Raw genomic sequence first — 23,915 nt, forward strand, 5'->3', positions numbered from 1 at the left:
GGCTCAGGCGGGCACGGCCTGCACCGTGTGCGCTGGTTCTTCGTCGTCCACGCCCAGGTAGGCCTCGACCACGCGCGGGTTCGACTGCACCTCGGCGGGCTTGCCTTCGGCGATCTTCACGCCGTAGTCGAGCACGATCACGTGGTCGGAAATCGACATCACCAGGTCCATGTGGTGCTCCACCATCAGGATGGACACGCCGCACTTGCCGATGCGCACCAGCAGTTCGCCGAGCTCGGCGGTCTCCTGCGGGTTGAGGCCGGCGGCGGGCTCGTCGAGCAGCAGAAGCTGCGGCTCGGTGGCCAGCGCACGCGCCAGTTCCACGCGGCGCTGCAGGCCGTAGGGCAGGCTGCCGGCGGGCCAGTGCGCCAGGTGGCCCAGGCCCACGAGGTCGAGCAGCTGCAGCGCGCGGTCGCGCGTGGCGCGCTCCTGCTTGCCGGCCGTGGGCCAGGCCACGAGCGACGACAGGAAGCCGTTGCTCATGCGGCTGTGCCGCCCGAGCATCACGTTGTCGAGCACCGAGAGGTCGGCGAACAGCCGCAGGTTCTGGAAGGTGCGGCCCATGCCCAGGCAGCAGATGGTGTGCGCCGGCTGGCCCACGATGTTGCGGCCCAGGAAGCGGATCACGCCCGCGTCGGGTTCGACCACGCCGGTGAGCATGTTGATCATGGTGCTCTTGCCGGCACCGTTCGGTCCGATGAGCGCATGGATGTGGCCGCGCTGCAGGCGGAACGACACGTCCTGCGCGGGCTTCACGCCGCCGTACGACTTGGTCACGCCCTGCACCACCAGCAGCTCGCCTTCGCCGCCGGGACCGATCTGGCCCGGCACGCCGTTGCCGGCCGTCCCCTCGCCGCGATGGCGCGACTTCAGGAACCACTTGTTGAAGAGACCCACCACGCCGCCCGGCATGACATACAGCGCGAACAGCAGCAGGAAGCCGTACAGGAAGTGCTGCGCCGAGGGCCAGCGCGCGAGCAGCGCGTCGGTCGCCGTGAGCAGCACCGCGCCCACGATGGGGCCGTACATCGAGCCCGCGCCGCCGAACAGCACCAGCAGCAGGATGAAGATCGACAGGTGGAAGGTGATGAAGTCGGAGTTGATGTACTGGTTCTGCTGCGCCACGAGCGCGCCCGCGATGCCGCAGGTGACGGCCGCGACCACGAAGGCCATGACCTTGGCGCGGTACACGCGCACGCCCACCGACGACGAGGCGATCTCGTCCGCCTGCAGCGACAGCAGCGCACGGCCGAAGCGACCCTGCAGCAGGTTGCGCAGCAGCAGGTGCAGCGCGGCGCTGAGCACGATGCCCAGGATCACCCATTGCACGCTGCTCAGCGGCTGGCCGTTCCAGGTCAGCGGGCGAATGCCGTAGATGCCCTGCGCGCCGCCGAACACGTCGGTCCATTCGCCCACGAGCTTCTCGACCACGATGCCGAAGGCCAGCGTGACCATTGCGAGGTACGGGCCCTTCACGCGCAGCGAAGGCAGCGCGATGAGCACGCCGCACACGCCCGAGACGACAGCCGCGAGCACCAGGGCCAGCCACGGGTTCAGCTCGGTGCGCGAGGTGATGAGCGCAACCGCGTAGGCGCCGGCCGCGAACAAGCCGGCCTGCCCCAGCGATTTCTGCCCTGCATAACCGACCAGCACGTTCATGCCGGCGGCGCACAGGTAGTAGACGCACATCATGAAAGCGATGCGCAGGTAGTAGTCGTTGCCGGACAGCGAGACGAGGCCGCACAGCACGGCCGCCACCAGCACCACGGCGGCGGGATGCATCAGGCGCTTCATACCTTCTCCACCGTCGAGCGTCCGAACAGGCCCGTGGGTCGGAAGGCCAGCACCAGGATGACGAGCGCGAACACCGCGACCTCGCGCCACTGCGCCTGCCAGAGGTTCACCATCGACTCGAGCACGCCCAGCAGAAAGCCGCCGATGACGCAGCCGCGCGGGTTGCTCAGGCCACCGATCATGGCGCCCGAAAAACCCTTGAGCCCCACGGTCAGCCCCATGAAGAGCGAGGCCTGCGCGATGGGCGCAAGCAAGAAGCCCGACAGCCCCGCCAGCGCCGAGCTGACGACGAAGGCGCCGATCATCATCGCGTTGGTGTTGATGCCCATGAGGCTGGCGACGTTGCCGTTCTGCGCCACGGCGCGCATGGCCTTGCCGATCATGGTGCGGTTCATCACGCGGTCGAAACCGATCATCACGACCACGGCCACGCCGAGCGTGAGCAGTTCCTGCGGGCGCACGCCCACGCCGAACATGCGGATCACGGTGTCGCCCACGGGCGCGGGCACCACCACGGGCTTCGGACCCCAGATGGCAAGCCCCACGCTCTGCAAGATCACGCCGAAACCCAGCGTGCTCATGACCCAGGCCATGCCGGGGCGGCCCGCGAAGGGACGCACGCCGAGCACGTAGAGCAGCCAGCCCAGGAAGCCCATCACGCCGAGCGCGGCGAGCAGCGCAAACAGCTGCGCGCCCGCGCCGGGCACGGCGTCGCCGAAGGTGGTGGAACTGAGCGGCTTGCCCAGCACGAGGAACAGTGCGCTCATGCCGATGAACGCGCCGGCCGAGACGAACTCGCCGTGCGAGAAGTTCAGCGTCTTGGTCGTCGTGAACGTGATGCTGAATCCCAGCGCCACCAGCGCATAGGCACCGCCGACGGCGAGCCCGCTGATGAGCGCCTGCAGGAGCGCTTCAACCATGGTGTGTATCTCCGTTGCGGAACGAGGCCGTGCCCCGTTCCTTTGTCTCAGACGTTTATTGCTTGAAGTCGGCCGGCTTGAGCGCGCCGATCAGCGCGTCGCTGTAGGGCAGCAGCTTGCCGTCCTTCCAGCGGATCCAGACCAGGTCCTTGGCCGTGAGGGCTTCGTGGTTGGTCTTGCTGAAGGGCTTCTCGTAGGTCTTGAGCACGCCCTGCACCGGCGTCTTCAGGTCTTCGAGCGCGACGCGCACGGCGGCGCCGTCGGTGCTGTTGGCCTGCTTCATGGCCTGGGCCAGCAGCAGCACCGAGTCGTAGCCGTGCAGCGCGAACGAGAACGAGCCCGGCGCCTTCAGCTTGCTGCCGATGCGGTCGAACAGCTTCTGCTGCGCGGGCGTGCGCGTTTCGCTCACGGTGCGCATGAAGATCGGCTTCTCGGCCAGGGCCTTGCCGGCTGCGTCGTAGAAGGTGATGTTGTCGGCCGCCCACGAGGTGAGCGTCAGCGGGAAGTAGTTGATCTTCTCCATGCTGCGCACCAGCTGCGCGATGGGCGTGCCCTGCGCCCACACCACCACGGTGTCGACATTGGCGGCCTTCATCTTGCTGAGCTGCGAGGTCATGTCGGTGTCGCCGACGCCGAAGCGCTCGGTGGCCGCGATCTTGATGTCCTGCAGCTTGGCGATTTCTTCCATGTCCTTCAGGCCGCCCTGGCCGTAGCCGGTGGTCTCGGCCATGAGGCCCACGACCTTGGAGCCAGCCGTGTTGCGCTTCACGTAGGCCATGAGCGCGGCGACCTGCTCGCGGTCGACCATCGAGACGCGGAACATGTAGTTGTCGGCGCCGGCGCTCATCGGCTTGGTGATGTCGGTGCCCGAACCCACGTTGCCCAGCACGGGGATCTTCTTCTGGTTGGCGATGTGCTTCCAGGCCATGGCGTTGCCCGAGTTGGTGGGGCCGAACACCGCCACCACCTTCTCGTTGTCGACCAGGTCGCTCATGTTCTGGATCGACTTCGGCGGCGCCGAGACGTCGTCGCGCGTGACCAGCGTGAACTTCCGTCCGAGCGCGCCGCCGGCGGCGTTCAGGTCGGCAATGGCCGCCGCCATGCCCAGCACCGCGGCCTGGCCGCTCTGCGCCGAGGGCGACGCCGAGAGGTCACCGTTGTAGCCGAGCTTGATGTCTTGCGCGTAAGCACCGGCACTGAACGCAGCGAAGGCGGCGGTCGCGAGCAGGGTCTTGTACAGACGGATCGTTTTCATTCTTTGTCTCCTAAGGATTGACGGACGGGGAACGGGAAATCGAAAAAGAGCGGACGTGCCTCAGACCGCGAGAAAGCCGCCGTCCACCGGCAGCGTGATGCCGGTGACGTAGCGCGACATGTCGCTCGCCAGGAAGATCACCGGGCCCACGAGGTCTTCGGTCTGGCCGACGCGGCCCAGCGGGATGCGCGTCATGAACGATTCGAGGCGCTGCGGGTTCTCGCGCGTGGCGGCGGTCATGGGCGTCTCGATCACGCCGGGTGCGAGTGCGTTGACGCGCACGCCGGCCGGTGCGAGCTCTTGCGCCAGCGACTGCGTGAGCATCTTGATGGCGCCCTTCGAGGGCGCGTAGCCCAGGCTCGCGGCCTGCCCTGCATAGGCGGCGATGGAGGCGATGTTGATGATCGATCCCTTCGTCTGCTTGAGCACGGGGATGAAGGCCAGCGTGGTGTTGAAGGTGCCGTGCACGTTCACGTCGATGGTCTTCTTCCAGTTGGCCGCGGCGTTCGGGCTGCTGGTGGTCTCGCGGATGATGATGCCGGCGTTGTTCACCAGCAGGTCGACGTTGCCGACCTCTTGCGCCACGCGCGCGGCCAGTGCATGGCAGGCCTCGGGCGCGGTGACGTCGAGCACGAACGACCAGGCCTCGCCGCCTTCGTTGCGCACCAGCTGCGCGGTCTCGGCCACGGTGGCTTCGTTCATGTCGGTGACGACGACGCGCGCGCCCGCCTGGGCCAGGCCGAGCGCGAGCGCACGGCCGTTGCCCTGGCCGGCGCCGGTGATCAGTGCGAGGCGGCCTTCGAGCAGGCGCGGTGCGACGTGAGGAGGAAAGGGCATGGTCGGCTCCTTGAATGAATGCGTGCGTTCGTGCGTTGAATCGGATCGGGGTCAGGCGCCGCGCGGCACGGCCACGGCTTCGCGCTGTTCGACGTGCAAGGGCACGGCCACTTCGGCCTGCGCGACCTGCAGGCCCGCGACGTAGCCGAAGGTGAGCGCCGGGCCGAGCGTGATGCCCGCGCCGGGGTAGTTGCCGCCCATCACGCTGGCCGCGTCGTTGCCGACGGCGTACAGGCCCTTGATCGGCTGGCGGTCGGCATCGAGCACGCGCGTCTTCTCGTCGGTGACGAGACCGGCGAAGGTGCCGATGTCGCCGACGACGAGCTTGATCGCGTAGTACGGGCCGTTTTCCAGCGGTGCCACGCACGGGTTCGGCGTGACGTTGGCGTCGCCCTGGTAGCGGTTGTAGGCCTTGCTGCCTTTGCCGAAGGCCGGGTCGTCGCCGGTGCGCGCACCTTCGTTGAACGCTTGCACGGTGGCTTCGAGCGCGGCGGGGGCGATGCCGATTTCTTTCGCCAGCTCACCGATGCTTGCGCCGCGCTTCAGGTAGCCGGTCTTCAGGTGGCGGCCGATGGGCAGCGGTGCGGGCGCGACGCAGCCCAGGCCGTAGTCGCGCAGCGCCTTGTGGTCGCACAGCAGCCAGGCCGTGACCTCGGGCTCACCGTCGCTTTCGCAGGCCTTGACCATCGCCTGCACGAAGTCGTGGTACGAGTTGCCTTCGTTCGCGAAGCGCTTGCCCTTGGGCGTGACCGCGATCACGCCGGGCTTGGCGCGGTCGATGAAGTGCGGCATGACACCCTTGCTGCCGTCGGGCCGCGTGGTGACCGACGCCGGCACCCAGGCCGCGGCGTGCGGGATAGTGCCGTCGACGCGGCCACCCACGGCCTCCGCCAGGCGCAGGCCGTCGCCGGTGTTCGTGGAAGGCGACGGCGAGTAGTGCTCCTTGCCGGTCGGCGCGTGCGGGAACAGTTGCTTGCGGCGCTCCACGTCGTACGGGAAACCGCCGCAAGCCAGCACCACGCCGCGTTTGGCGGTGATGCGCACCGACTTGCCTTCGTGCTGCACCACGGCGCCCGAGACGCCGTCGTACTCGACCACGAGCTTCTTCACGGGCGACGAGAGCCAGACGGGAATGTCGAGGTCCATCGCGGCCTTGGCCAAACGGCCGGCCAGCGCGTTGCCGTTGGTCAGCGTCATGCCGCGGCCGTGGCGCACCACGTCCAGGAAGTGCCGGCTCAGTCGCTTGGTCACGTACCAGAACGAGGTCGGCGACTTGAAGGCCCGCATGAAGTGTTTGATCTCGGGGCCCGAGCCCAACATCATTCCGAACACCGTGAGTTCGGGCAGCGGCGGTGCCAGGTGCTTGATGCGCGCGCCGAGTTCGCGGCCGTCGAACGGGCGCGTGACCATCGAACGCCCGCCGGGCTGGCCGCCGGGCGCTTCGGCGTGGTAGTCGGGGAAGACGGGCGGCATGTCGAACTGCACGCAGGTGTTGCGCGTGAAGAAGTCGATGGCCTTGGGGCCCATGTCGAGAAAGGCGCCCACGCGCGCGGCGTCGAAGTGCGTCGTGGTCTCGTGCTGCATGTAGGCGAGCGCGGCGCCGGGCGGCTCATGGATGCCCTGCTCGGTGGCCAGGCGCGTGCCCGGAATCCACAGCCAGCCGCCCGAGCGCGCGGTGGTGCCGCCGAAGCGCGGCTCTTTCTCGACCACCAGCACCTTCAAACCCTGCGACGCCGCCGTGACGGCGGTGGCCATGCCCGATGCGCCGCTGCCGACGACGAGGACATCGCATTCCCACGTGTTCTGTTCCATCTCTCTGTTCGCTCTCGTGTTGTGTACGACTTAAGTGCGGCGGAGTTTATGGAGCGATGTTGATATGGTCAAGTCGTTTAGTTACTATCAGATGATCAGTCATCGTCGATTGAACACGACAATATCAGTAAAAACCCTGATGGCTATACTCGCTCCCTCCCTCAACCCCCACGCCGGGCGCCCCATGGAAAAGCCAAGACGTGGCATTCAATCCGTCGAAATCGGAACGCAGTTGCTGGTCGCGCTCGGGCGGCACGTGGCGCCCATGGCGCTGCGCGACCTCGGCAAATCGGCCGGCATTCCGGTCGGCAAGGCGCACCCCTACCTCGTGAGTTTTCTGAAGGTCGGGTTCGTGGTGCAGGACGGCGCCGGCCGCTACGAGCTGGGCCCGCTGGCCCTGCAACTGGGCCTGGCCAAGCTGCAGCGGCTCGACCCGATCAAGGAAGCGTCGCCCCTCATCGAGGCGCTGGCGTCCGAGACCGAACAGAGCATCGCGGTCGCGGTCTGGGGCAACTTCGGGCCGACCGTGGTGCGGCTGGAAGAACCGATCCACCCGCTGCACGTGAACCTGCGCACCGGCACCGTGATGTCGCTGGCCTACACGGCCACGGGACGTTTGTTCGCGGCCTACCTGCCGCCGAAGGTGGTGGAAAAGATGATGGTGGACGACCTCGCGCGCCTGCGCGGGCCGGCCGGCGGCCGTGGCGCCGAAGAGCTGTCGACCTCGCAGATCGAGGCGCTGCTGGTCGAGACGCGGCTGCACGGCATGTCGCGCACGCTGGGCCAGCCGATTCCGGGCATCGACGCCTTCTGCGCGCCGGTGTTCGACTCGACCAACAACCTGGTGCTGGGCATCACGGCCATGGGCCCCGAGGCCACCTTCGACAGCGACTGGAACGGCCGCGTGGCCGTACCGCTGAAGGCCTGCGCGCTGGAAATCTCGCGCCGCCTGGGCTTCGTGGCGACGGACGCGCCGGCTTGATTTGTAGGCAGGCGCTCACGCGCTTGGTTTGACTTATCCCGCACGCGCGGGCCGGCGGCGCGGCCACTGTAGAGGCCTACTCACCTCACGGAGACCGGTCATGAAAAGCATCATCCTTTGGCTCTGCGGCGTGCCGCTGATCGTGGTCATCGGGCTGAAGATCTTCGGCATTCTCTGACCGGCCACGGCCCCGCGACGAACGATCCGCTTCCTCCTCACGGCGCATTCTTGCGTCGTTACAGCGCCCCTCCCGGGGCGCTTTTTTTTGCGGATCGATCCGGTCAGTGGGTGTCGCGGCGCAGCTGCTGCACGTCTTCATGCAGCGAATGCGCCCAGCTGCGGCGTTCGCGGCTGTACGAGGGCTGCGACTCGCCGAAGCGCACGATGGCCAGCAGCGGCGGCGCGCGCAGCGTGTTCCACACCGAGGTCAGCAGGCTGTCGTCGTCGATGTAGCGCGGCGCCTGGCTGGTCTCGCCGGTGGCGGCGTCGGCAAAGCGCAGCGCGGCCGGGATCACCGGCGCGCCCGAGGAAATTGCGGCCTGCAGCAGGTTGGCGTGGAACGGCAGCAGCCCGCGCCCGTCGCTCGTCGTGCCTTCGGGGAACACGCCGATCAGGTCGCCGCCGCGCAGCGCCTCGGTCATGTGGTGCACCACGCGCATGGCGTCGCGACGGCGTTCGCGCTCGATGTAGAGCGTGCCGGCGCCGGTGGAGAGCGTGCCGATCACCGGCCACTGCTTGACGTCCGACTTCGACACGAAGCGCACATGGCGCGCCGCATGGATGGCGGTGATGTCGAGCCACGAGAGGTGGTTGCAGATGAGCAGCGCCGGCCCGTGCGCGGGCGGCTCGCCCTGCACGCGCAGCGTGACGCCCATGATCTGCAGCATGCGCGCCGACCAGGCCTGCACGCGCGCGCTGCGCTCGTCGGGCGACAGGTTCGGAAAGGCGAAGCGGATCGTCCACCAGCCCGACAGCGCATGCGACGCCGCATGCAGCAATCGCCAGCCGGCCTTCAACGAGTGCAGCATCTGGACGCGGGCCCTCTTCTTCTTTTTTCTGCGTGCTTGCGACGGTGTGCGTTGGCTGTCGTTCAGCCGTGCACGACGCGACCGGCCACCAGCGTGTGGCGCACGCGCCCCTGCATCGGGTAGCTGGAGAACGGCGTGTGCTTGCCCTGGCTGCGCAGCGCCTCGGGCACCACCTGCCATTCGAGCGATGGATCGGCAATGCACAGGTCGGCCACGCCGCCCTGCACGATGCGCCCGATGCCGCTAGCCGCGTCGACCGCGTTCAGCAACCGCGCCGGCGCCGAAGTGATGACCTCGATGGCGCGCGCCACGCCCGCGCCGCTGCGCTCGCCCCACTGCAGCGCGAGCGGCAGCAGCAGTTCGAGGCCGGTGGCGCCGGGTTCGGCTTCGGCAAAGGGCAACGTCTTGGCATCGGCCTCGACGGGCGTGTGGTCGGACACCAGCGCGTCGATGGTGCCGTCGGCCAGCGCGGCCGAGAGCGCATCGCGGTCGCCCTGCTGGCGCAGCGGCGGGTTCAGGCGCGCGCGGCTGTCGAAGAAGCCGATGTCGGTGTCGGCCAGGTGCAGCGAGTTGATGCTGACGTCGCAGGTGAGCGGCAGGCCCTGTGCCTTCGCATCACGCACCAGCGCCACGCCGCGGGCGCTGGACACACGGCACAGGTGCACGCGCGCGCCGGTGCTCTTCATGAGCTCGATGATGGTGAAGATGGCGATCGTCTCGGCCGCCACCGGCACGCCGCCCAGGCCCAGGCGCGTGGCGAGTGCGCCGCTGGCCGCGACGCCCTTGCCGAGGTCGCGGTCTTGAGGGCGCAGCCACACGGTGTAGCCGAAGGTGCTGGCGTACGACAGCGCGCGCTGCAGCACCTGCGTGTCGGCCAGCGGCACGTCGGCCTGACTGAAGCCGATGCAGCCGGCTTCGGTGAGCTCGGCCATTTCGGTGAGCACGCCGCCGGCGAGGTTGCGCGTGAGCGCACCGAGCGGGAACAGGCGCGCGCACTGCAGTTTCTCGGCGCGGAACTTGAGCATCTCGACCAGGCCGGGCTCGTCGAGCACGGGGTCGGTGTCGGGCGGGCACACGAGGCTGGTCACGCCGCCCGCGATGGCCGCGGCCATTTCGCTTTCGAGCATGCCTTCGTGTTCGTAGCCCGGCTCGCGCAGCCGCGCGGCGAGGTCGACGAGGCCGGGGGTGACGATGCAGCCCGTGGCGTCGAGCGTGCGCTCGGGCTTGAAGCCCGCCGGTGCCTGCCCGATGCCGGCGATCTTGCCGTCGGCGATGGCGATGTCGGTTTGTTTGTCGGTGCCCGAGGCGGGGTCGATGACGCGGCCGTTGGTGATGAGGATGTTCATGCGTCTGTACTTCCGGTGGCAGTCAGGGCCTTTTCGGGAAACACCGTGGAACCGGCTTTGCCGGGCCACTGGTGTTGCCCCCGGTAGGGGGTTGGCGAAGCGACACGAAGTGCGCGAAGACTGGGGGCGAGCAACATTTCTATGCTTCGTTGCCTGCGACGATGCTCATGACGGCCATGCGCACGGCGATGCCGAAAGTGACTTGCGGGAGGATCACGCTCTGCTTGCCGTCGACCACGGCGGAGTCGATTTCGACGCCGCGGTTGATCGGGCCCGGGTGCATCACGATGGCGTCGGGCTTGGCCAGTTGCAGCTTCTCTTGCGTGAGGCCGAAGGTCTTGAAGAACTCTTGCGACGACGGCAGCAGCGCGCCGCTCATGCGTTCGTTCTGCAGGCGCAGCATGATGACGACGTCGCAGTCCTTGATGCCTTCTTCGAGCGTGTGGCACACACGCACGCCCATGCCGGCCATGTCGGCGGGCACCAGCGTCTTCGGGCCGACCACGCGCACTTCAGCGCAGCCGAGTGTGGTGAGTGCATGAATGTCCGAACGCGCCACGCGCGAGTGCAGCACGTCGCCGACGATCGCGACCGTGAGGTTGGAAAAATCTTTCTTGTAGTGGCGGATCGTGTACATGTCGAGCAGCCCCTGCGTCGGGTGCGCGTGGCGGCCGTCGCCGGCGTTCACCACGTGCACGTGCGGCGCGACGTGCTGCGCGATCAGGTACGGCGCGCCCGACTCGCTGTGGCGCACCACGAACAGGTCGGCGGCCATGGCGCTCAGGTTGGCGATGGTGTCCAGCAGCGACTCGCCCTTGGTGGCCGAGGAGCGCGCGATGTCCAGGTTGATGACGTCGGCGCTCAGGCGCTTGGCCGCGATCTCGAAGGTGGTGCGCGTGCGCGTGCTGTTCTCGAAGAACAGGTTGAACACGCTCTTGCCGCGCAAGAGCGGCACCTTCTTCACCTCGCGGTCGCTCACGCTCGTGAAGTTGGCGGCCGTGTCGAGGATGTGCGTGACGATGTCCTTGGGCAGGCCCTCGATCGACAGCAGGTGGATCAGCTCGCCGTTCTTGTTGAGCTGCGGATTTCGCTTGTAGAGCATTACGTGTTGTCCTCTACCTTGAGGCTGAAGGCGCCGTTGTCGGCGCGTGCGAGGGCTAGCAACTGGGTGTCGGGCAGCGTGAGCGTGGTGGCAGCGAAGTCGGCGGCGACAGGCAGTTCGCGCCCGCCGCGATCGACCAGCACCGCCAGGCGCACGCAGGCGGGGCGGCCGAAGTCGAACAGCTCGTTGAGCACGGCGCGGATCGTGCGGCCGGTGTAGAGCACGTCATCGAGCAGCAGCACGTCGGCGCCGTTCACGTCGAAGGGCAGCGCGGTCTGCGCGCTGGCCGAGAGGCCGCGGCGCGCAAAGTCGTCGCGGTGCATGGCCGACGAGATGACACCGGGGGCACCGGCCAGGCCCAGGTCTTTCTGCAGGCGCTCGACCAGCCAGGCGCCGCCGGAGGTGATGCCCACCAGCTTCGTCTCGGGGCGCATCAGCGCCTTCACGCCAGACAGCAGCGTCGTGTAGAGCGCTTCGGCATCGGGGATTGAACTCACGGGAGACTCCTCAAAAATTGCTCCAGGATGATGCAGGCCGACGCCGCATCGGCATCGCGGGCGCCGGACGACAGCGCCTCGGTGGTGCTGTAGCGCTCGTCGACTTCGAACACCTGGAGATTGAAACGGCCGCGCAGTTGGCGCGCGAACTTCTGGGCCCGGCGGGTGTTCTCGTGCGGGGCGCCGTCGGGGTGGTAGGGCACGCCGACCACGAGCGCGTCGGGCTGCCATTCCTTGATGCGGGCCTTGACCTGCGCAAAGCGGGCGTCGGCGCCCTCGGCCTTGATGGTGGTCTGCGGGGTCGCCGTGCGCAGCAGCCGGTTGCCGCTGGCCACGCCGGTGCGCTTGGCGCCGAAGTCGAAGCCCAGGAAGCTCTGGAAATGCGCGGGAACAGGAACGGAAGCAGGAGCGGGTGCGTCGGACATGACGTCGCTCATGCGTGGCCCGCTTCGGGAGACAGCGTCCACGCTTCGAGCCCCAAGAGCATCAGCGCCTTGTCGTAGCGCTTTTCCACCGGCGTATCGAAGATCACGGCGGGGTCGGCCAGCACGGTGAGCCAGCTGTTCTCGGCCAGTTCGGACTCCAGCTGGCCCTCGCCCCAGGCCGAATAGCCCAGCGAGACCAGCACCTTGCGCGGGCCGGCGCCGGTGGCCAGGGCCTCCAGCACGTCTTTCGAGGTGGTCATTTCGAGCCCGCCGGGGATGGTCATGGTCGAGGCGTAGACCGATTCCTCGGGCTTCTCGGCCTGGGTGAACACCGGCTCGTGCAGCACGAAGCCGCGCTCGGTCTGCACCGGGCCACCCTGGAAAACGGGGGCGTCGCCCAGCTCGGGGCGGGTCAGGTGCAGCTCGATTTTTTCGAACAGCACCTTGAGGTTGATGTCGCTGGGTTTGTTGATCACCAGCCCGAGCGCGCCGCGCTCGCTGTGTTCGCAGAGGTAAACGACGCTGCGGTTGAAAGTTTTGTCTTCCATCCCCGGCATCGCGATCAGAAAGTGATGCGTCAGGTTCATCGGGGCAGAATCGGCAGCCATATGCCCCCGATTTTACTGGCCGTCGATAAGACCTATCCCAAAGGGCTCATGTGGTTCCGCCGCGACCTTCGCGTGGACGACAACGCGGCACTGTACCGGGCGCTGCGGGCCTGTCGGCAGGTGGTGTGCGTTTTCGTGTTCGACCAGTCCATTCTGGACGCCCTGCCCCGCGCGGACCGGCGGGTCGAATTCATCCGCGAGTCGCTGGTGGAACTCGAAGCCGAGCTGCGCGGCCTGGGCAGCGGGCTCATCGTGCGGCACGCCGTGGCCGCCGAAGAGATTCCGGCGCTGGCCCACACGCTCGACGTGCAGGCGGTGTTCGCCAACCGCGACGACGAGCCCGACGCCCTGGCGCGCGATGCCCGCGTGCTCGGCGCGCTGGCCAACACGGGCATCAGCTTCCACACCTTCAAGGACAGCACCGTCTTCGACCGCGACGAGGTCATGACCAAGGCCGGCCTGCCCTACACGGTGTTCACGCCGTACAAGCGGGCCTGGCTGGCGAAGGTGGATTCGTTCTTCCTGAAGTCGTACCCCGTGCGCAGCCACGCCGACGCGCTCGCCCCGCCGCCCCCGGCCCTGAATGCGCCGGTGCCCACGCTGGGCGAGATCGGTTTTGAAAGCACCAACCTCCAGACGCTGGAGATTCCCACCGGCACGCGCGGCGCGGGTGCGCTGTTCGAAGATTTCTTCGAGCGCATCGACCGCTACGACGAGGCCCGCAACTTCCCGGCCGTGCGCGGCCCGAGCTACATGGGCGTGCACCTGCGCTTCGGCACGGTGTCGATCCGCCAGCTGGCCAGCGTGGCGCACCAGCTGGCGCTGCAGGGCAACACCGGGGCCGCGACCTGGCTCAGCGAGCTGGTCTGGCGCGACTTCTACTTCCAGATCCTGGCGCACTTTCCGCATGTGCACGCGAACGGCGAGTCGAAGAGCTTCCGTCCTGAGTACGACAAGATCCAGTGGCACCACGGCAAGCACGCCGACCAGCTGTTCGACGCCTGGTGCGAGGGCCGCACCGGCTACCCGCTGGTCGATGCGGCGATGCTGCAGATCCGGCAGAGCGGCTACATGCACAACCGGCTGCGCATGGTGGTGGCGAGTTTCCTGTGCAAGGACCTGGGACTGGACTGGCGGCGCGGCGAGCGTTACTTCGCGGAGCACCTCAACGACTTCGAGCTGGCCTCGAACAACGGCGGCTGGCAGTGGGCCAGCTCGACCGGCTGCGACGCCCAGCCCTACTTTCGCATCTTCAACCCGGTGACGCAGAGCGAACGCTTCGACCCCGAAGGCAAGTTCATCCGCCGCTACCTGCCGCAGCTCGCGGGGCTGTCGAACGTGGCGATCCATGCGCCGTGGATGGCCACGCCGGTCGAGCTGGAGGCGGCAGGCGTCAGGCTGGGCGACAACTATCCCCAGCCGGTGGTGGACCACGCCGAGGCGCGCGAGAAGACGATGCAGCGCTATGCGACGGCGCGGAGCAAGGCCCTGCAGAAGCCGTAGCCAAAGAGAAAGGGCCCCGAAGGGCCCTTCTCTTTTGCGCGTCGATCGCCGACGCAGCCGAGGCTGATCAGGCCACGGCCAGTGCAGCCGGCTCGCTTGTGTACGCACGCACCAGGCGCAGCAGTTCCTCTTCCGAGTACGGCTTGCCGAGGTAGTGGTTCACGCCCAGCTCGCGGGCGTACTCGCGGTGCTTTTCGGCGATGCGCGAGGTGATCATGATGATCGGCAGCTCGGCCAGCGCCGTGTCGGCCCGGATGTTGCGGGCCAGGTCGAAGCCGTCCATGCGCGGCATCTCGATGTCCGACAGCACCACGGCCGGGCGCTCCTGCTGCAGCCGTTCGAGCGCCTGCAGGCCGTCGGCCGCGAGCGACACACGATAGCCTTCGCGCTGCAGCAGACGCTGCGTGACGCGACGCACGGTGATGGAGTCGTCCACCACCAGCACGAGCGGAATCTGCGGCACCACCGGCGCGAAGGCCGCCGGGGTTTGCGGCGCACCGGCGTCTGCCGACGTTGCATGCGTCGGCGCGGCCAGCGCGGCGGTCTGGCGCGCGCGCGCCTGGTCGCCATGCACCGCGGCCAGCGCCACCGGGTTGTAGATCAGCGCCACCGCGCCCGAAGCCAGCACCGAGATGCCGGCCAGGCCGGGCAGCCGTGCAAGCTGCGGGCCGAGGTTCTTGACCACGACTTCCTGGTTGCCCAGCACTTCGTCCACGTGCAGGGCGACGCGCTGCGCCGCGCTTCGCACGATCACCAGCGTGTTGTTCTTGGTGGCGGCGTGTTCGCTGCGGATGGAATGCTGCAGCAGCGCGCCGGCCCAGTAGAACGGCACCTGCTCGCTGCCGAAGGCGAAGCTGTGGTTCAGGTAGGCCGCCTCGAGGTCGGCACCGCTCACGCGCTGCACGAGTTCCACGAGGTTCGACGGCACGCCGATCGACACCTCGCCGGCACGCAGCATCACCACGTGCGTCACGGCGGTAGTCAGCGGCAGCACCAGCTTGAAGGTGGTGCCGTGGCCCGGCGTGCTGTGCGTTTCGATGCGGCCGCCGAGCGCGGCGATCTGCGCGCGCACCACGTCCATGCCGATGCCGCGGCCGGCCAGTTCGGACACCTGTCCTGCGGTCGAGAAGCCGGGCTTGAAGATCAGCTCGGTGGCTTCTTCGGGCGACAGGTCCTGGTCGTGGCCGAGCAGGCCGAGTGCGCGGGCGCGTTCGGCGATGCGCTTCTGGTCGAGGCCTGCGCCGTCGTCGCGGAAGCTCACCGACACGTCGTTGCCTTCGTGGTGCAGGTCGATGACGATCAGGCCGCTGGCGTCCTTGCCGGACGCTTCGCGCGCCGCCGCGTCTTCGATGCCGTGCGCCACGCAGTTGCGCAGCAGGTGTTCGAAGGCGGGCGTCATGCGGTCGAGCACGCCGCGGTCCATTTCGATGGAGCCGCCGACGATGTCCAGGCGCACCTGCTTGCCGGTGTCCTTCGAGGCCTGGCGCACCACGCGGTACAGGCGGTCGGAGATGCCCTCGAACTCCACCATGCGCGTGCGCAGCAGGCCGCGCTGCAGTTCGCGGGTCTGGCGTGCCTGCACGCTCAGGTCGTCTTCCGTGGCCTGCACGGTCTTCTGCAAGGTGCGCTGCACGGTGGCTACGTCGTTCACCGACTCGGCCATCATGCGCGTGAGTTCCTGCACGCGGGTGAAGCGGTCGAACTCGAGCGGGTCGAAGCTCTGCTGCGAGTCCTTGGCTTGCGCCAGGCGCGACTGCATCTGGCTTTCGGCCTGCACTTCGATGTCGCGCAGCTGCTGGCGCAGGCGGTCGAGGTTGCCCGTGAGGTCGGCGAGCGAGCCGCGCAGCTGGCCGAGTTCGGCTTCGAGGCGCGAGCGCGTGATGATGACCTCGCCGGTCTGCGCGACCAGGCGGTCGAGCAGCTGGGTGCGGATGCGCACCGCCTGGCCCGATGCCGCACGCAGTGGCGCGAGCAGGGCCGGCGCGGGGCGCGGCAGCAAGGACGACGGGGCTGCAGCGGACGCCGCATCAGCGGCCTCGCCGGCTTCGGCCTGGTCGTCGTTCGCAGACACGCGAACCTCGGGCGCCGATTGCACGCGCTGGATGGCGGGTGCGGTCGGGCTGGCGGTCGCGATCAGTTGGGCCACCTCGACCTGGGCAGCGTCGTCGGCCGCGCGCAGGGCGTCGAAGGTGTGTTGCAGCGTGTCGAGGCGGGCCAGCAGCTTCTCGATGTCGGCCCGCTCTGCACCCTGGGACCCCAGGAGTTCGATCTCGGACTCCATGCGGTGCGCGCGCTCGCCCAGGCGCATGGCGCCGGCCAGCCGGGCGCTGCCCTTGAGCGTGTGCAGCGTGCGCAGCACCGAGGCGCGCGGTGCGCTGTCGTCGGGGTGGTGCGACCACTGGCGCAGCGCCTCGCCCAGCTGGGGCATCAGTTCAGCCGCCTCTTCCTCGAAGATCGGGAACAGGTCGACGTCGACCGCATCGGCCAGGTCGATGGCGTCTTCGTTGTCGTCCAGTACCACGTCGGCAAAGGCGTCGTTGGCGACGATCTGCTTCGGCAGCAGCGTCTCGAAACGGGCCGCGGCGATTTCGGGCGGCATCGGCGCGGCGGCGATTTCGCGCAGCGCCTGCAGCGTGGCTTCGGACGGATCACGCAGGAAGCCGACGGCGAACTGGTGCAACAGGCGACGCAGCTCGTCGGCTGCGGCCACCAGCACGACGCCCTGCTCGCGCGTGCCACTGCCTTGCATCTGCAAGTGCTGCAGCGCGGATTCGAGCAGACGGGCCATGCCCGAAAGGCTGTGGAAGCCGACGGTGGCCGAGCTGCCGGCCAGCGAGTGGGCCAGCGCAATGGTCGAGTCGGGCAGGCGCTCGTGGGTTTCGAGCGCCCATTCGCCGACATCGGTCGCCAGCTGGCGGGACCATTCGTCGGCTTCGTTGAGGTAGACGTTGTAGAGCGCGATGCCGATGCGCAGCGGACCGATCACCTTGACCTGGTCTTCGGCGCTCGGCGCGGTGGAAGACTCGGGTTCGGAGAAGGCCTCGGCCAGCACGGGCTCGGGCTCCGGTTCGGCCACGACGACTGCAGCCAGCTCTTCGACGACGGGGGCCTCGGGGGCGACTTCGACGATCGCCGACACAGGCTCTGGCTCCGGCTGCAATTCAGCCGGCACGTCCAGCGCCGGTAGTTCTTCGGCGACTTCGATGACCTCGACAGCGTCCACCACCTCGGCGACGGGCTCTGCTGCGGCCAGCGGCAGCGGCTCGGGCGCCCATTCGAGATCGGGCAGGCCCGATGCGGTCGGCATCGTCGCTTCGATCTCTGCAGTGGGCTCGGGCTCGACGTACGACACGACGGGCTCGGCGGGTGCGTGCGTCTTCGGCGGTGCGAGGAAATCGAAATCGTCGCCGCTGGGCAGCGCTTCAAGCGGTGCGGGCGCGGTGCTTTGCTTGGTCTCGAAGTCGATGAAATCGGTGGAGGCGAAATCGTCGTCGGGCTCGGGTGTGACAGGCTGGGTGGATGCGTGTTGTGCGTCTTGCGCCTGCTGCCAGTCGGAGAAGTCCAACGTGGCGTCAGGGGCTGCGACGTCTTGCGGCGTCAGCGACAGATCGGGCAACTCTGGCAGTTCCGGCAGCGCGAGCGATGCCGATTCGGCGGCGATGTGGCGCGCCGCCACGGCGAGCGCTTCGGCGTCGGCCACGCGCACCGGTGCGGGCACGGGCTCGCCGGCCAGCAGGGCGTTGGCCACGCGGCTGAACGGCGCCGAATGCCAGGTGCCTGCATCGCCGGCGGCAATGGCTTCGACCCACTGGCTGAAATCGCGCAGCATGCGCTCGGTGCTCGACAGCAGCTCGGGCGTGGCGTCGCGCTGGTCGGCCAGCCAGGTGTTGACCACCTGTTCGAGCGACCAGGCGGCATCACCGAAGTCGGTGAGGCCGACCATGCGCGAGCTGCCCTTGAGCGTGTGGAACGCGCGGCGCAGGATGGTGAGTTCTTCGGTGTCGCCGGGACGGCTGCCGAGCGCGGTGATGGCGGCCAGGCCGTTGCCCACCACTTCGCGGGCTTCGTCCAGGAAGATGTTCTGCAGGTCGTCTTCTTCGAGCTCGGTGACCTCGGTGTCGGGCAAGGCCGACGGTCCGCTGATCTTGGTGGTCCAGCTCTCGGCCTTGCGGCTGAATTCCTCCAGCGGCGACGGCTTGGTCTTGCGGTTGGGCGTGGCCAACGCGGCGAGCTTGGAGGCGATCTGCGCGTCGACCTCTTCGATGCTGAGCACGGGCTCAGCGGCCGGCGCGGCAGCGCCTTCGGCCGGGGCCGTGGCATCAGTGGCGTGGCGGCCCATCAAGGGCTTGAGTTCGCCTGCTTCGGCGTCGAACACGAACAGGCGCTTGGCCAGTGCGGGCTGGTAACCCAGCATGTCGATGAGGAAACCGAGCGCGCCCAGGTTGTTGCCGAGCGCGTCGAAGGTGGCCATTTCCTCGACGGGCGAGCGGTTGGCCTGCAGCATCTGGTCGACGTCGTCGCGCATGCGCTGCACGGTGAGTGCGGCCTGCTCGAGCCCCAGCACCGAGAACACACCGCGCATCTGCATGAGCTGGGTGGGCACGGTGCGCAGCAGCGGCTTTTCGGCCGGGCGGCGGAAATACTGGTCGAGCGACTTCTCGAGTTCGCTCAGGTGGCTGCGCAGCTCGTCGACCACGGTGCCCATGGTCTGGCGGTCGCTGACGCGGCGGTACAGGTCCTCCATCCACGGCTCGAGCGGCTCGGAACGGCCACCGTCGCGCACGCGCTCGATGCGGCCGGCCAGCTGCAGCGTGCGGGCCGTGAGTTGCGGATCGCTGGGGTCGAGGTCTTCGAGCGCGGCTTCGAGGTACAGCACCGAGGTGGCGACTTCCATCGCCAGTTCGGTGTCGGGCGGCTGACCGGAACGCACCGAGGCGTCCACGGCATGGGTCAGCGCCTCCACCATCGGCTGGCTCGGCGGGTGCAGCTTGTGCAGCGATTCGCCGAGTTGCGCGAAGGTGTCGGCCACCTGGCGCGTGCGCGTGATGTCACCGCCCGAGAGCGCCGACCACATTTCCTTGGCGGTTTCGATGCGCTTGCGTGCCTGCGAGAGCACCAGCGGATCGAAGCGGCCGAACTGCACCACCGTGTAGTCGACGCGCGGCTCTTGCGCCACGCCCCAGGCGCTGCGCACGGTGCGCAGCGTGGCGGCGTCGTCGTCTGGTGCGCCAGGCCCGGCCTGGGCGCAGAAGAACAGCAGATCCTGGCCAAGGCGGTCGGACACCACGCTGTCGCCGCGTGCCAACGTGGCGTACTGCAGCAGCACGCGCGAGGCCGCGCGCTTGACGTAGGTGTCGAAGGGAATCAGGCCCAGTGCGAGGGCTTCGAAGAAGCCCGCAGCCAGTGTCCAGAAGCTGGCGACGCGCGGCAGCAGCGCGCCGCGACCGAGCCCCAGGCACAGCGCATGCAGCCGGCGCGCGGCCTGCGGATCGCTGCTCTTGACCAACTGCAGCACCTCGCGGTCGAGCCGCGAGCGCACGGCCGGGTCGTAGGCCAGTGCCGCCTGCGTGAGTGCGGGCTTGACCTCGACCCAACGCCACGCCGTGCTCCACAGGTCCGCCGGGTGGACGCGCTCATTGCCGACCAGCTCCAGCACGTCGCGGTACTGCGGGAACAGCGCCACCGACGAAACAGCCTTGCCGGCCAGCAATGCGCTGAGGAAATCGGTGACGGCAAAGCCGGCACGCTCGATCTTGTGCACGGCACTCTCGGTGCAGCGCTGCGGCTCGGCGATGAAGCCTTGCACCGCGAATTCGATGGTGCCGAGCACCAGCGCGGGCGAGCTGTGGCCCACCATCTGCAGCGCGCCGACGGCCTGGTGCAGTTGCTGGCGGGCCATCTGCAGCGGACCGCTCTCAGGCTCCGTGGCACTGCCCACGTCGCGCACGAAACGCCGCAGCGACTTGCCGACACCGTCGAGGGATTTCTGGATTTCTCCCAGCACCCAGGCCAACGGCCCGAGGTCTTCGGTGGCCGGCATGTTGCCGGCGAGGGGGGCCGTGGCAGGGGTTTGGATCGACACGTGGTTGCTCGCCGTTCTTATCTATCTGTTGTCAGGCAATCTTGAAACGAGCCACGGAGCGACGCAGTTCTTCAGCCATCTGCGAGAGCTCGCGCACCTGCTGGGCCGTGGTCCGCGTGCCTTCTCCGGTCTGTTCCGTCACCGCAAAAATGTGCTGGATGTTGGCGGCCACCACGTTGGCCGAATCGGCCTCGCGGGAGGCGGACTGCGAAATCTGTTCGATGAGGTCAGCAAGGCGGCGCGACACGCGGTCAATCTCGGTCAGCGCGGTACCTGCGTTGTCGGACAGCTTCGCCCCTTCGACCACACCCTGCGTGGAACGCTCCATGGCGCCCACCGCATCCTGGGTGTCGGTCTGAATCGCCTTCACCAGCGCCGAAATCTGGCGCGTGGCGTCTGCGGAGCGTTCAGCCAGTCGCTGCACTTCTTCCGCCACCACCGAGAAGCCTCGACCGGCTTCACCGGCCGATGCGGCCTGGATGGCGGCGTTCAGGGCCAGCACGTTCGTCTGTTCGGTAATGTCCGAGATCAGCTCGGTGATTTCGCCAATCTCTTGCGACGATTCGCCCAGACGCTTGATCCGCTTGGAGGTTTCCTGGATCTGGTCGCGGATGGAGTTCATACCGCCGATGGCATTCTGCACGGCCTGCAGACCCGACGAGGCGGCTTGCAGCGACTGGCGCGCCACCGTGGCGGACTCTTGCGCTTGCGTGGACACGCCGTTGATTCGCTCGGCCATGGTCAGCACCGACTGGCCGGTTTCGCGAATTTCGCGCAGCTGTTCGGTCGAGGCGGCGAGCAGTTCGGTCGAGGTGTTTTCCACCTGCGACGTCGTCTGCGCCACGCGGGTTGCCGTGTTCTGCACGTTGCCCACCAGCAAACGCAGTTCTTCCACCGTGTAGTTCACCGAGTCGGCGATGGCGCCGGTGATGTCCTCGGTCACGGTGGCTTCCTGCGTCAGGTCGCCTTCGGCCACTGTCTGCAGTTCGTTCATCAGCCGAAGAATGGCGGCCTGGTTGGCGTTGTTGACGCGGCCGGCTTCTTCCGAAGTTTGCTCGGCCGCCAGACGTTCGCGTTCGGCGGTTGCGGCACGTTCGCGGCCTTCGCGCACCTGCACGAAACCGATGGCGCCGGCCAGAGCCAGGGCGGCCAGCGACAGCACGAACAGCAACACGATCGTTCCGGCGCCCAGGCCGGTACGGGCAGAGAGCTTGTCCTGCAGGTCGCCCAGCGACTTACGCAGCGGCTCGCTGTCGGTCAGGATGGAGGCCTGCGCTTCGCGCGCTGCGACCAGACCCTGCAGGTTGCCCAGAATGGCCGACGCCTGCGTGCGCATCTGCTCGTAGGTCTTCAGGATGGCTTCGAGCTGCTGGCGCGTCTGCGGGTCTTTCGAGCCGGGGAAGCGCTGCTGCGCATTGCCGTCGAGCAGGCCGCGGGTGGTTTCCTGGAAGGTGTTCAGGTCCTTGCCGAGCAGGAACACGGCGTCGGGGTTCACACCCTCGACGGTGAAGAACTCGTTGGTCGACTTGCCGATGCGCTGCGTCAGCATCACGAGCTGGCCGGCGGCCGAAATTTCAGGCAGCGTGGCGTTCTGCTGCATCTTCAGCGACGCGACGGTTTCCGTCATTTCGAGCAGCGTGGACGACTGCTGGTTGATGTCGCGCAAGGCGGCACCCACCTGCGTCAGGATTTGACGCTGGGCCAACACGGCCTTGGCGCTGGTGTCGGCGCGAGCGACCAGCGGGTTGATCTCGTTCATCTCCTCGTCGTACTGGTTGCCGACGGCTTCCAGGCGCAAGGCGTCGTCGCCGTTGGTCAGGCCCTGCACGCGGCGCGTGAGGTCGTCGGCGCTGTCCTTCACTTCGACGAACGCCGAGGCGCTGCCGACGAGGGCCTGCGAGATCGATTTCGCCAAACGCTGCGACTGCATCAGCGACTGGCCGGTGGCCGCCACCTGCTGCGCGAGGCGTTCCGCGCGAAGAATGGCGGAGCCGGCCACCAGCAACAGCGCCAGCACCACGATGGCCAGCAAGATGGCCAGCACGCGCTGCTGCTTGGCGGGGTTGGCGCCCATGCTGCCGCCCGTGGTGGCAGCCAGCGGGGCTGCTTCGAGCGTGGCCGCGTTGGCGGCCTCGATGGACGCGGGGTCGCCCAGCGCGTCGATGCCGCCGAAGCCGGTGTCGGTCACGGCGGCAGACGCGGAAACGCCGTCGCCTTTTTTGGCGAGGCGGATCGTTTTTTCGTCCGGAACCTGAACCGTGTCGACATCGTCGAGCGATATCGAACCGGAGCCGTCGACGCGGGCCTTGTCGTTCCCGTTGTTCGCGGGGAGTAATTTCTTGAACTTGTCGGCGATCGAGCTCACGGTCGGTCCTTCAGGTGGTTGCCAGTGCCATGTGCCGAAGCACTACGCACCAATACTCAAAAACTGGGGTTGCTGCGAAAGCGCCTGCAGGTTGACTTCCTGCCAGCGCTCTCCTGCTGCGTCGGTGTACAGATGCCCGTGCCAGGCAGGTGCTTCTGCGCCCGGGGCCTCGGCGGCCGTGAAGGCCTCGACACCCCGCAACCCCGCCAGTCGATCGACCAGCAATGCGCAGTTGACTTCGAGCAGCTCGTTGAATGCCACGAGCCGCGATTGCATGCGTGCCGCTTCAGAGGCGGCGGGGGCGCCCGGCGCACCGGACGCAAACGCCGACAGCTGCACGACGCCGTACAGGCCGCCGCGCAGGTTGGCGACGCCGAGAAACCAGGGCTCCGTGTAGGGCACGGGCTGGGGCGGCGTCCAGGGAAAGATTTCGCCGGCGTGCGCGAGCGGAAAGAGGTACTTGCCCTCGCCCGCCTCGACCGCCAGCCAGCTCGCGGCCACGCCCGTGGTGCGCGCAGCCTGGAGGCGGCTCGCAAGACGGGACTGGAAGGCGCGGAGCGCGTCGCGATTCGCCATGGATTGCGCAGGTTCCCGGTCAGGCGAGCGCGCTGATCTTGGACATCAGGTCGGCCGCGTTGACCGGCTTCACGATGTAGTCGCGAGCGCCCTGGCGCATGCCCCAGACACGATCGGTTTCCTGGTTCTTGCTGGTGCACAGGATGATCGGGATGGCGGCGTACTTCGGGTCACGGGCGATGGCGCGCGTGAGCTGGAAGCCGTTCTGGCCGGGCATGACCACGTCCATGAGGATCAGGTCGGGGTGGTCTTCCTCGAGGCGGCGCATCGCGTCGTCGGCGTTTTCGGCCGTCTTCACGGAGAAACCGTTCTTCTGGAGGAGGTCGGTCAGGAACATCAGTTCCGTCTTGGAGTCGTCAACGACGAGGATTTTTCGAATCGGCATTACTGCACTTCCTGTTGAACAATGCCAAACTGCTGCACGGCCTGCAGCAGCTGGTCTTTGGTGAACGGCTTGGTGAGATAGTCCTGGGACCCGACCATGCGGCCACGGGCCTTGTCGAACACGCCGTCTTTCGAAGACAGCATGACGACCGGGACATTGGAGAAATGCGCGTTGCGCTTGATGATGGCGCAGGTCTGATAGCCGTCGAGACGAGGCATCAGGATGTCGCAGAAAATCAGGTGAGGCTTGTGGTCGTTAACCTTGGAGAGCGCGTCGAAGCCGTCTTCCGCGAGAAGAACCTCGTGCCCACCCTGCTTCAAAAAAATCTCGGCACTGCGCCGGATGGTGTTGCTGTCGTCGATGACCAGCACCTTGTAACCAGATCCATTCGGGCTCAT

Annotated in this window: 18 protein-coding genes; 2 read left to right on the forward strand and 16 right to left on the reverse strand. The window is 67.8% G+C overall.

Features of this window, described 5'->3' with window-relative positions; all coding sequences use genetic code 11:
- Positions 1-3 precede the first annotated feature (3 nt).
- From AAG801_RS02785 to AAG801_RS02805, 5 genes are read right to left on the reverse strand one after another with little or no spacing between them, the layout of a single operon-like run.
- Positions 4-1,794 (reverse strand): branched-chain amino acid ABC transporter ATP-binding protein/permease, encoded by a 1,791-nt coding sequence (locus tag AAG801_RS02785; RefSeq protein ID WP_341887073.1) that lies wholly within the window; start codon positions 1,792-1,794, stop codon positions 4-6.
- Positions 1,791-2,714, reverse strand: coding sequence for a branched-chain amino acid ABC transporter permease (locus AAG801_RS02790; protein ID WP_056577796.1), 924 nt, complete (start codon positions 2,712-2,714; stop codon positions 1,791-1,793). The genes AAG801_RS02785 and AAG801_RS02790 overlap by 4 nt, the downstream gene beginning before the upstream one ends.
- A 55-nt stretch (positions 2,715-2,769) precedes the next feature.
- The gene (locus tag AAG801_RS02795) at positions 2,770-3,969 is read right to left on the reverse strand and encodes an ABC transporter substrate-binding protein (RefSeq protein WP_341887074.1); all 1,200 of its coding nucleotides are present in this window, start codon (positions 3,967-3,969) and stop codon (positions 2,770-2,772) included.
- Between the two features lie 60 nt (positions 3,970-4,029).
- On the reverse strand, positions 4,030-4,806 hold the full coding sequence (locus AAG801_RS02800) for a glucose 1-dehydrogenase (protein ID WP_192193659.1): 777 nt from the start codon (positions 4,804-4,806) through the stop codon (positions 4,030-4,032).
- Positions 4,807-4,857: 51 nt separating this feature from the next.
- A complete protein-coding gene (locus AAG801_RS02805) occupies positions 4,858-6,618 on the reverse strand; it encodes an FAD-dependent oxidoreductase (RefSeq protein WP_341887075.1) in 1,761 nt (586 codons plus the stop codon).
- A 184-nt stretch (positions 6,619-6,802) separates the two neighbouring features.
- Here AAG801_RS02805 and AAG801_RS02810 point away from each other — a divergent pair, with 184 nt between their 5' ends.
- The gene (locus tag AAG801_RS02810) at positions 6,803-7,600 is read left to right on the forward strand and encodes an IclR family transcriptional regulator (RefSeq protein ID WP_153282071.1); all 798 of its coding nucleotides are present in this window, start codon (positions 6,803-6,805) and stop codon (positions 7,598-7,600) included.
- Positions 7,601-7,881: 281 nt separating this feature from the next.
- Here AAG801_RS02810 and AAG801_RS02815 read toward each other — a convergent pair whose 3' ends face one another.
- The 6 genes from AAG801_RS02815 to AAG801_RS02840 form a co-directional block, all read right to left on the reverse strand.
- Complete coding sequence (locus tag AAG801_RS02815; RefSeq protein WP_341887076.1) at positions 7,882-8,628, reverse strand: lysophospholipid acyltransferase family protein; 747 nt, start codon at positions 8,626-8,628, stop codon at positions 7,882-7,884.
- A gap of 62 nt (positions 8,629-8,690) precedes the next feature.
- Positions 8,691-9,974, reverse strand: a complete 1,284-nt coding sequence (locus AAG801_RS02820) for a dihydroorotase (RefSeq protein ID WP_341887077.1) — start codon at positions 9,972-9,974, stop codon at positions 8,691-8,693.
- Positions 9,975-10,113: 139 nt separating this feature from the next.
- A complete protein-coding gene (locus tag AAG801_RS02825; RefSeq protein ID WP_056577783.1) occupies positions 10,114-11,076 on the reverse strand; it encodes an aspartate carbamoyltransferase catalytic subunit in 963 nt (320 codons plus the stop codon).
- Positions 11,076-11,573: a bifunctional pyr operon transcriptional regulator/uracil phosphoribosyltransferase PyrR gene (pyrR, locus tag AAG801_RS02830; RefSeq protein WP_099792903.1), complete on the reverse strand. Its 498-nt coding sequence runs from the start codon at positions 11,571-11,573 to the stop codon at positions 11,076-11,078. Before pyrR ends, AAG801_RS02825 begins: the two co-directional genes overlap by 1 nt.
- Positions 11,570-11,998 (reverse strand): Holliday junction resolvase RuvX, encoded by a 429-nt coding sequence (gene ruvX / locus AAG801_RS02835; protein ID WP_341887078.1) that lies wholly within the window; start codon positions 11,996-11,998, stop codon positions 11,570-11,572. The genes pyrR and ruvX overlap by 4 nt, the downstream gene beginning before the upstream one ends.
- 8 nt (positions 11,999-12,006) lie before the next feature.
- Complete coding sequence (locus AAG801_RS02840) at positions 12,007-12,606, reverse strand: YqgE/AlgH family protein (RefSeq protein WP_101490345.1); 600 nt, start codon at positions 12,604-12,606, stop codon at positions 12,007-12,009.
- Here AAG801_RS02840 and AAG801_RS02845 point away from each other — a divergent pair, their 5' ends adjacent.
- The gene (locus AAG801_RS02845; RefSeq protein ID WP_341887079.1) at positions 12,607-14,109 is read left to right on the forward strand and encodes a deoxyribodipyrimidine photo-lyase; all 1,503 of its coding nucleotides are present in this window, start codon (positions 12,607-12,609) and stop codon (positions 14,107-14,109) included.
- Positions 14,110-14,176: 67 nt separating this feature from the next.
- On the opposite strand, the gene AAG801_RS02850 is transcribed toward AAG801_RS02845, so the two are convergent.
- The 5 genes from AAG801_RS02850 to AAG801_RS02870 are packed head-to-tail and all read right to left on the reverse strand — an operon-like array spanning position 14,177 to position 23,915.
- Entirely contained in the window at positions 14,177-20,191 is a 6,015-nt protein-coding gene (locus tag AAG801_RS02850) for an Hpt domain-containing protein (RefSeq protein WP_341887080.1), read from the reverse strand.
- A gap of 31 nt (positions 20,192-20,222) precedes the next feature.
- Positions 20,223-22,556: a methyl-accepting chemotaxis protein gene (locus tag AAG801_RS02855; RefSeq protein WP_341887081.1), complete on the reverse strand. Its 2,334-nt coding sequence runs from the start codon at positions 22,554-22,556 to the stop codon at positions 20,223-20,225.
- Positions 22,557-22,598: 42 nt separating this feature from the next.
- Positions 22,599-23,132: a chemotaxis protein CheW gene (locus tag AAG801_RS02860; protein ID WP_101490349.1), complete on the reverse strand. Its 534-nt coding sequence runs from the start codon at positions 23,130-23,132 to the stop codon at positions 22,599-22,601.
- Between the two features lie 19 nt (positions 23,133-23,151).
- Entirely contained in the window at positions 23,152-23,517 is a 366-nt protein-coding gene (locus tag AAG801_RS02865) for a response regulator (protein ID WP_099792919.1), read from the reverse strand.
- Positions 23,517-23,915 carry a response regulator gene (locus tag AAG801_RS02870; RefSeq protein ID WP_099792921.1) on the reverse strand — a complete coding sequence of 133 codons (399 nt, stop codon included), beginning with the start codon at positions 23,913-23,915 and terminating at the stop codon, positions 23,517-23,519. Before AAG801_RS02870 ends, AAG801_RS02865 begins: the two co-directional genes overlap by 1 nt.

The organism is Variovorax sp. YR752 (assembly GCF_943372545.1).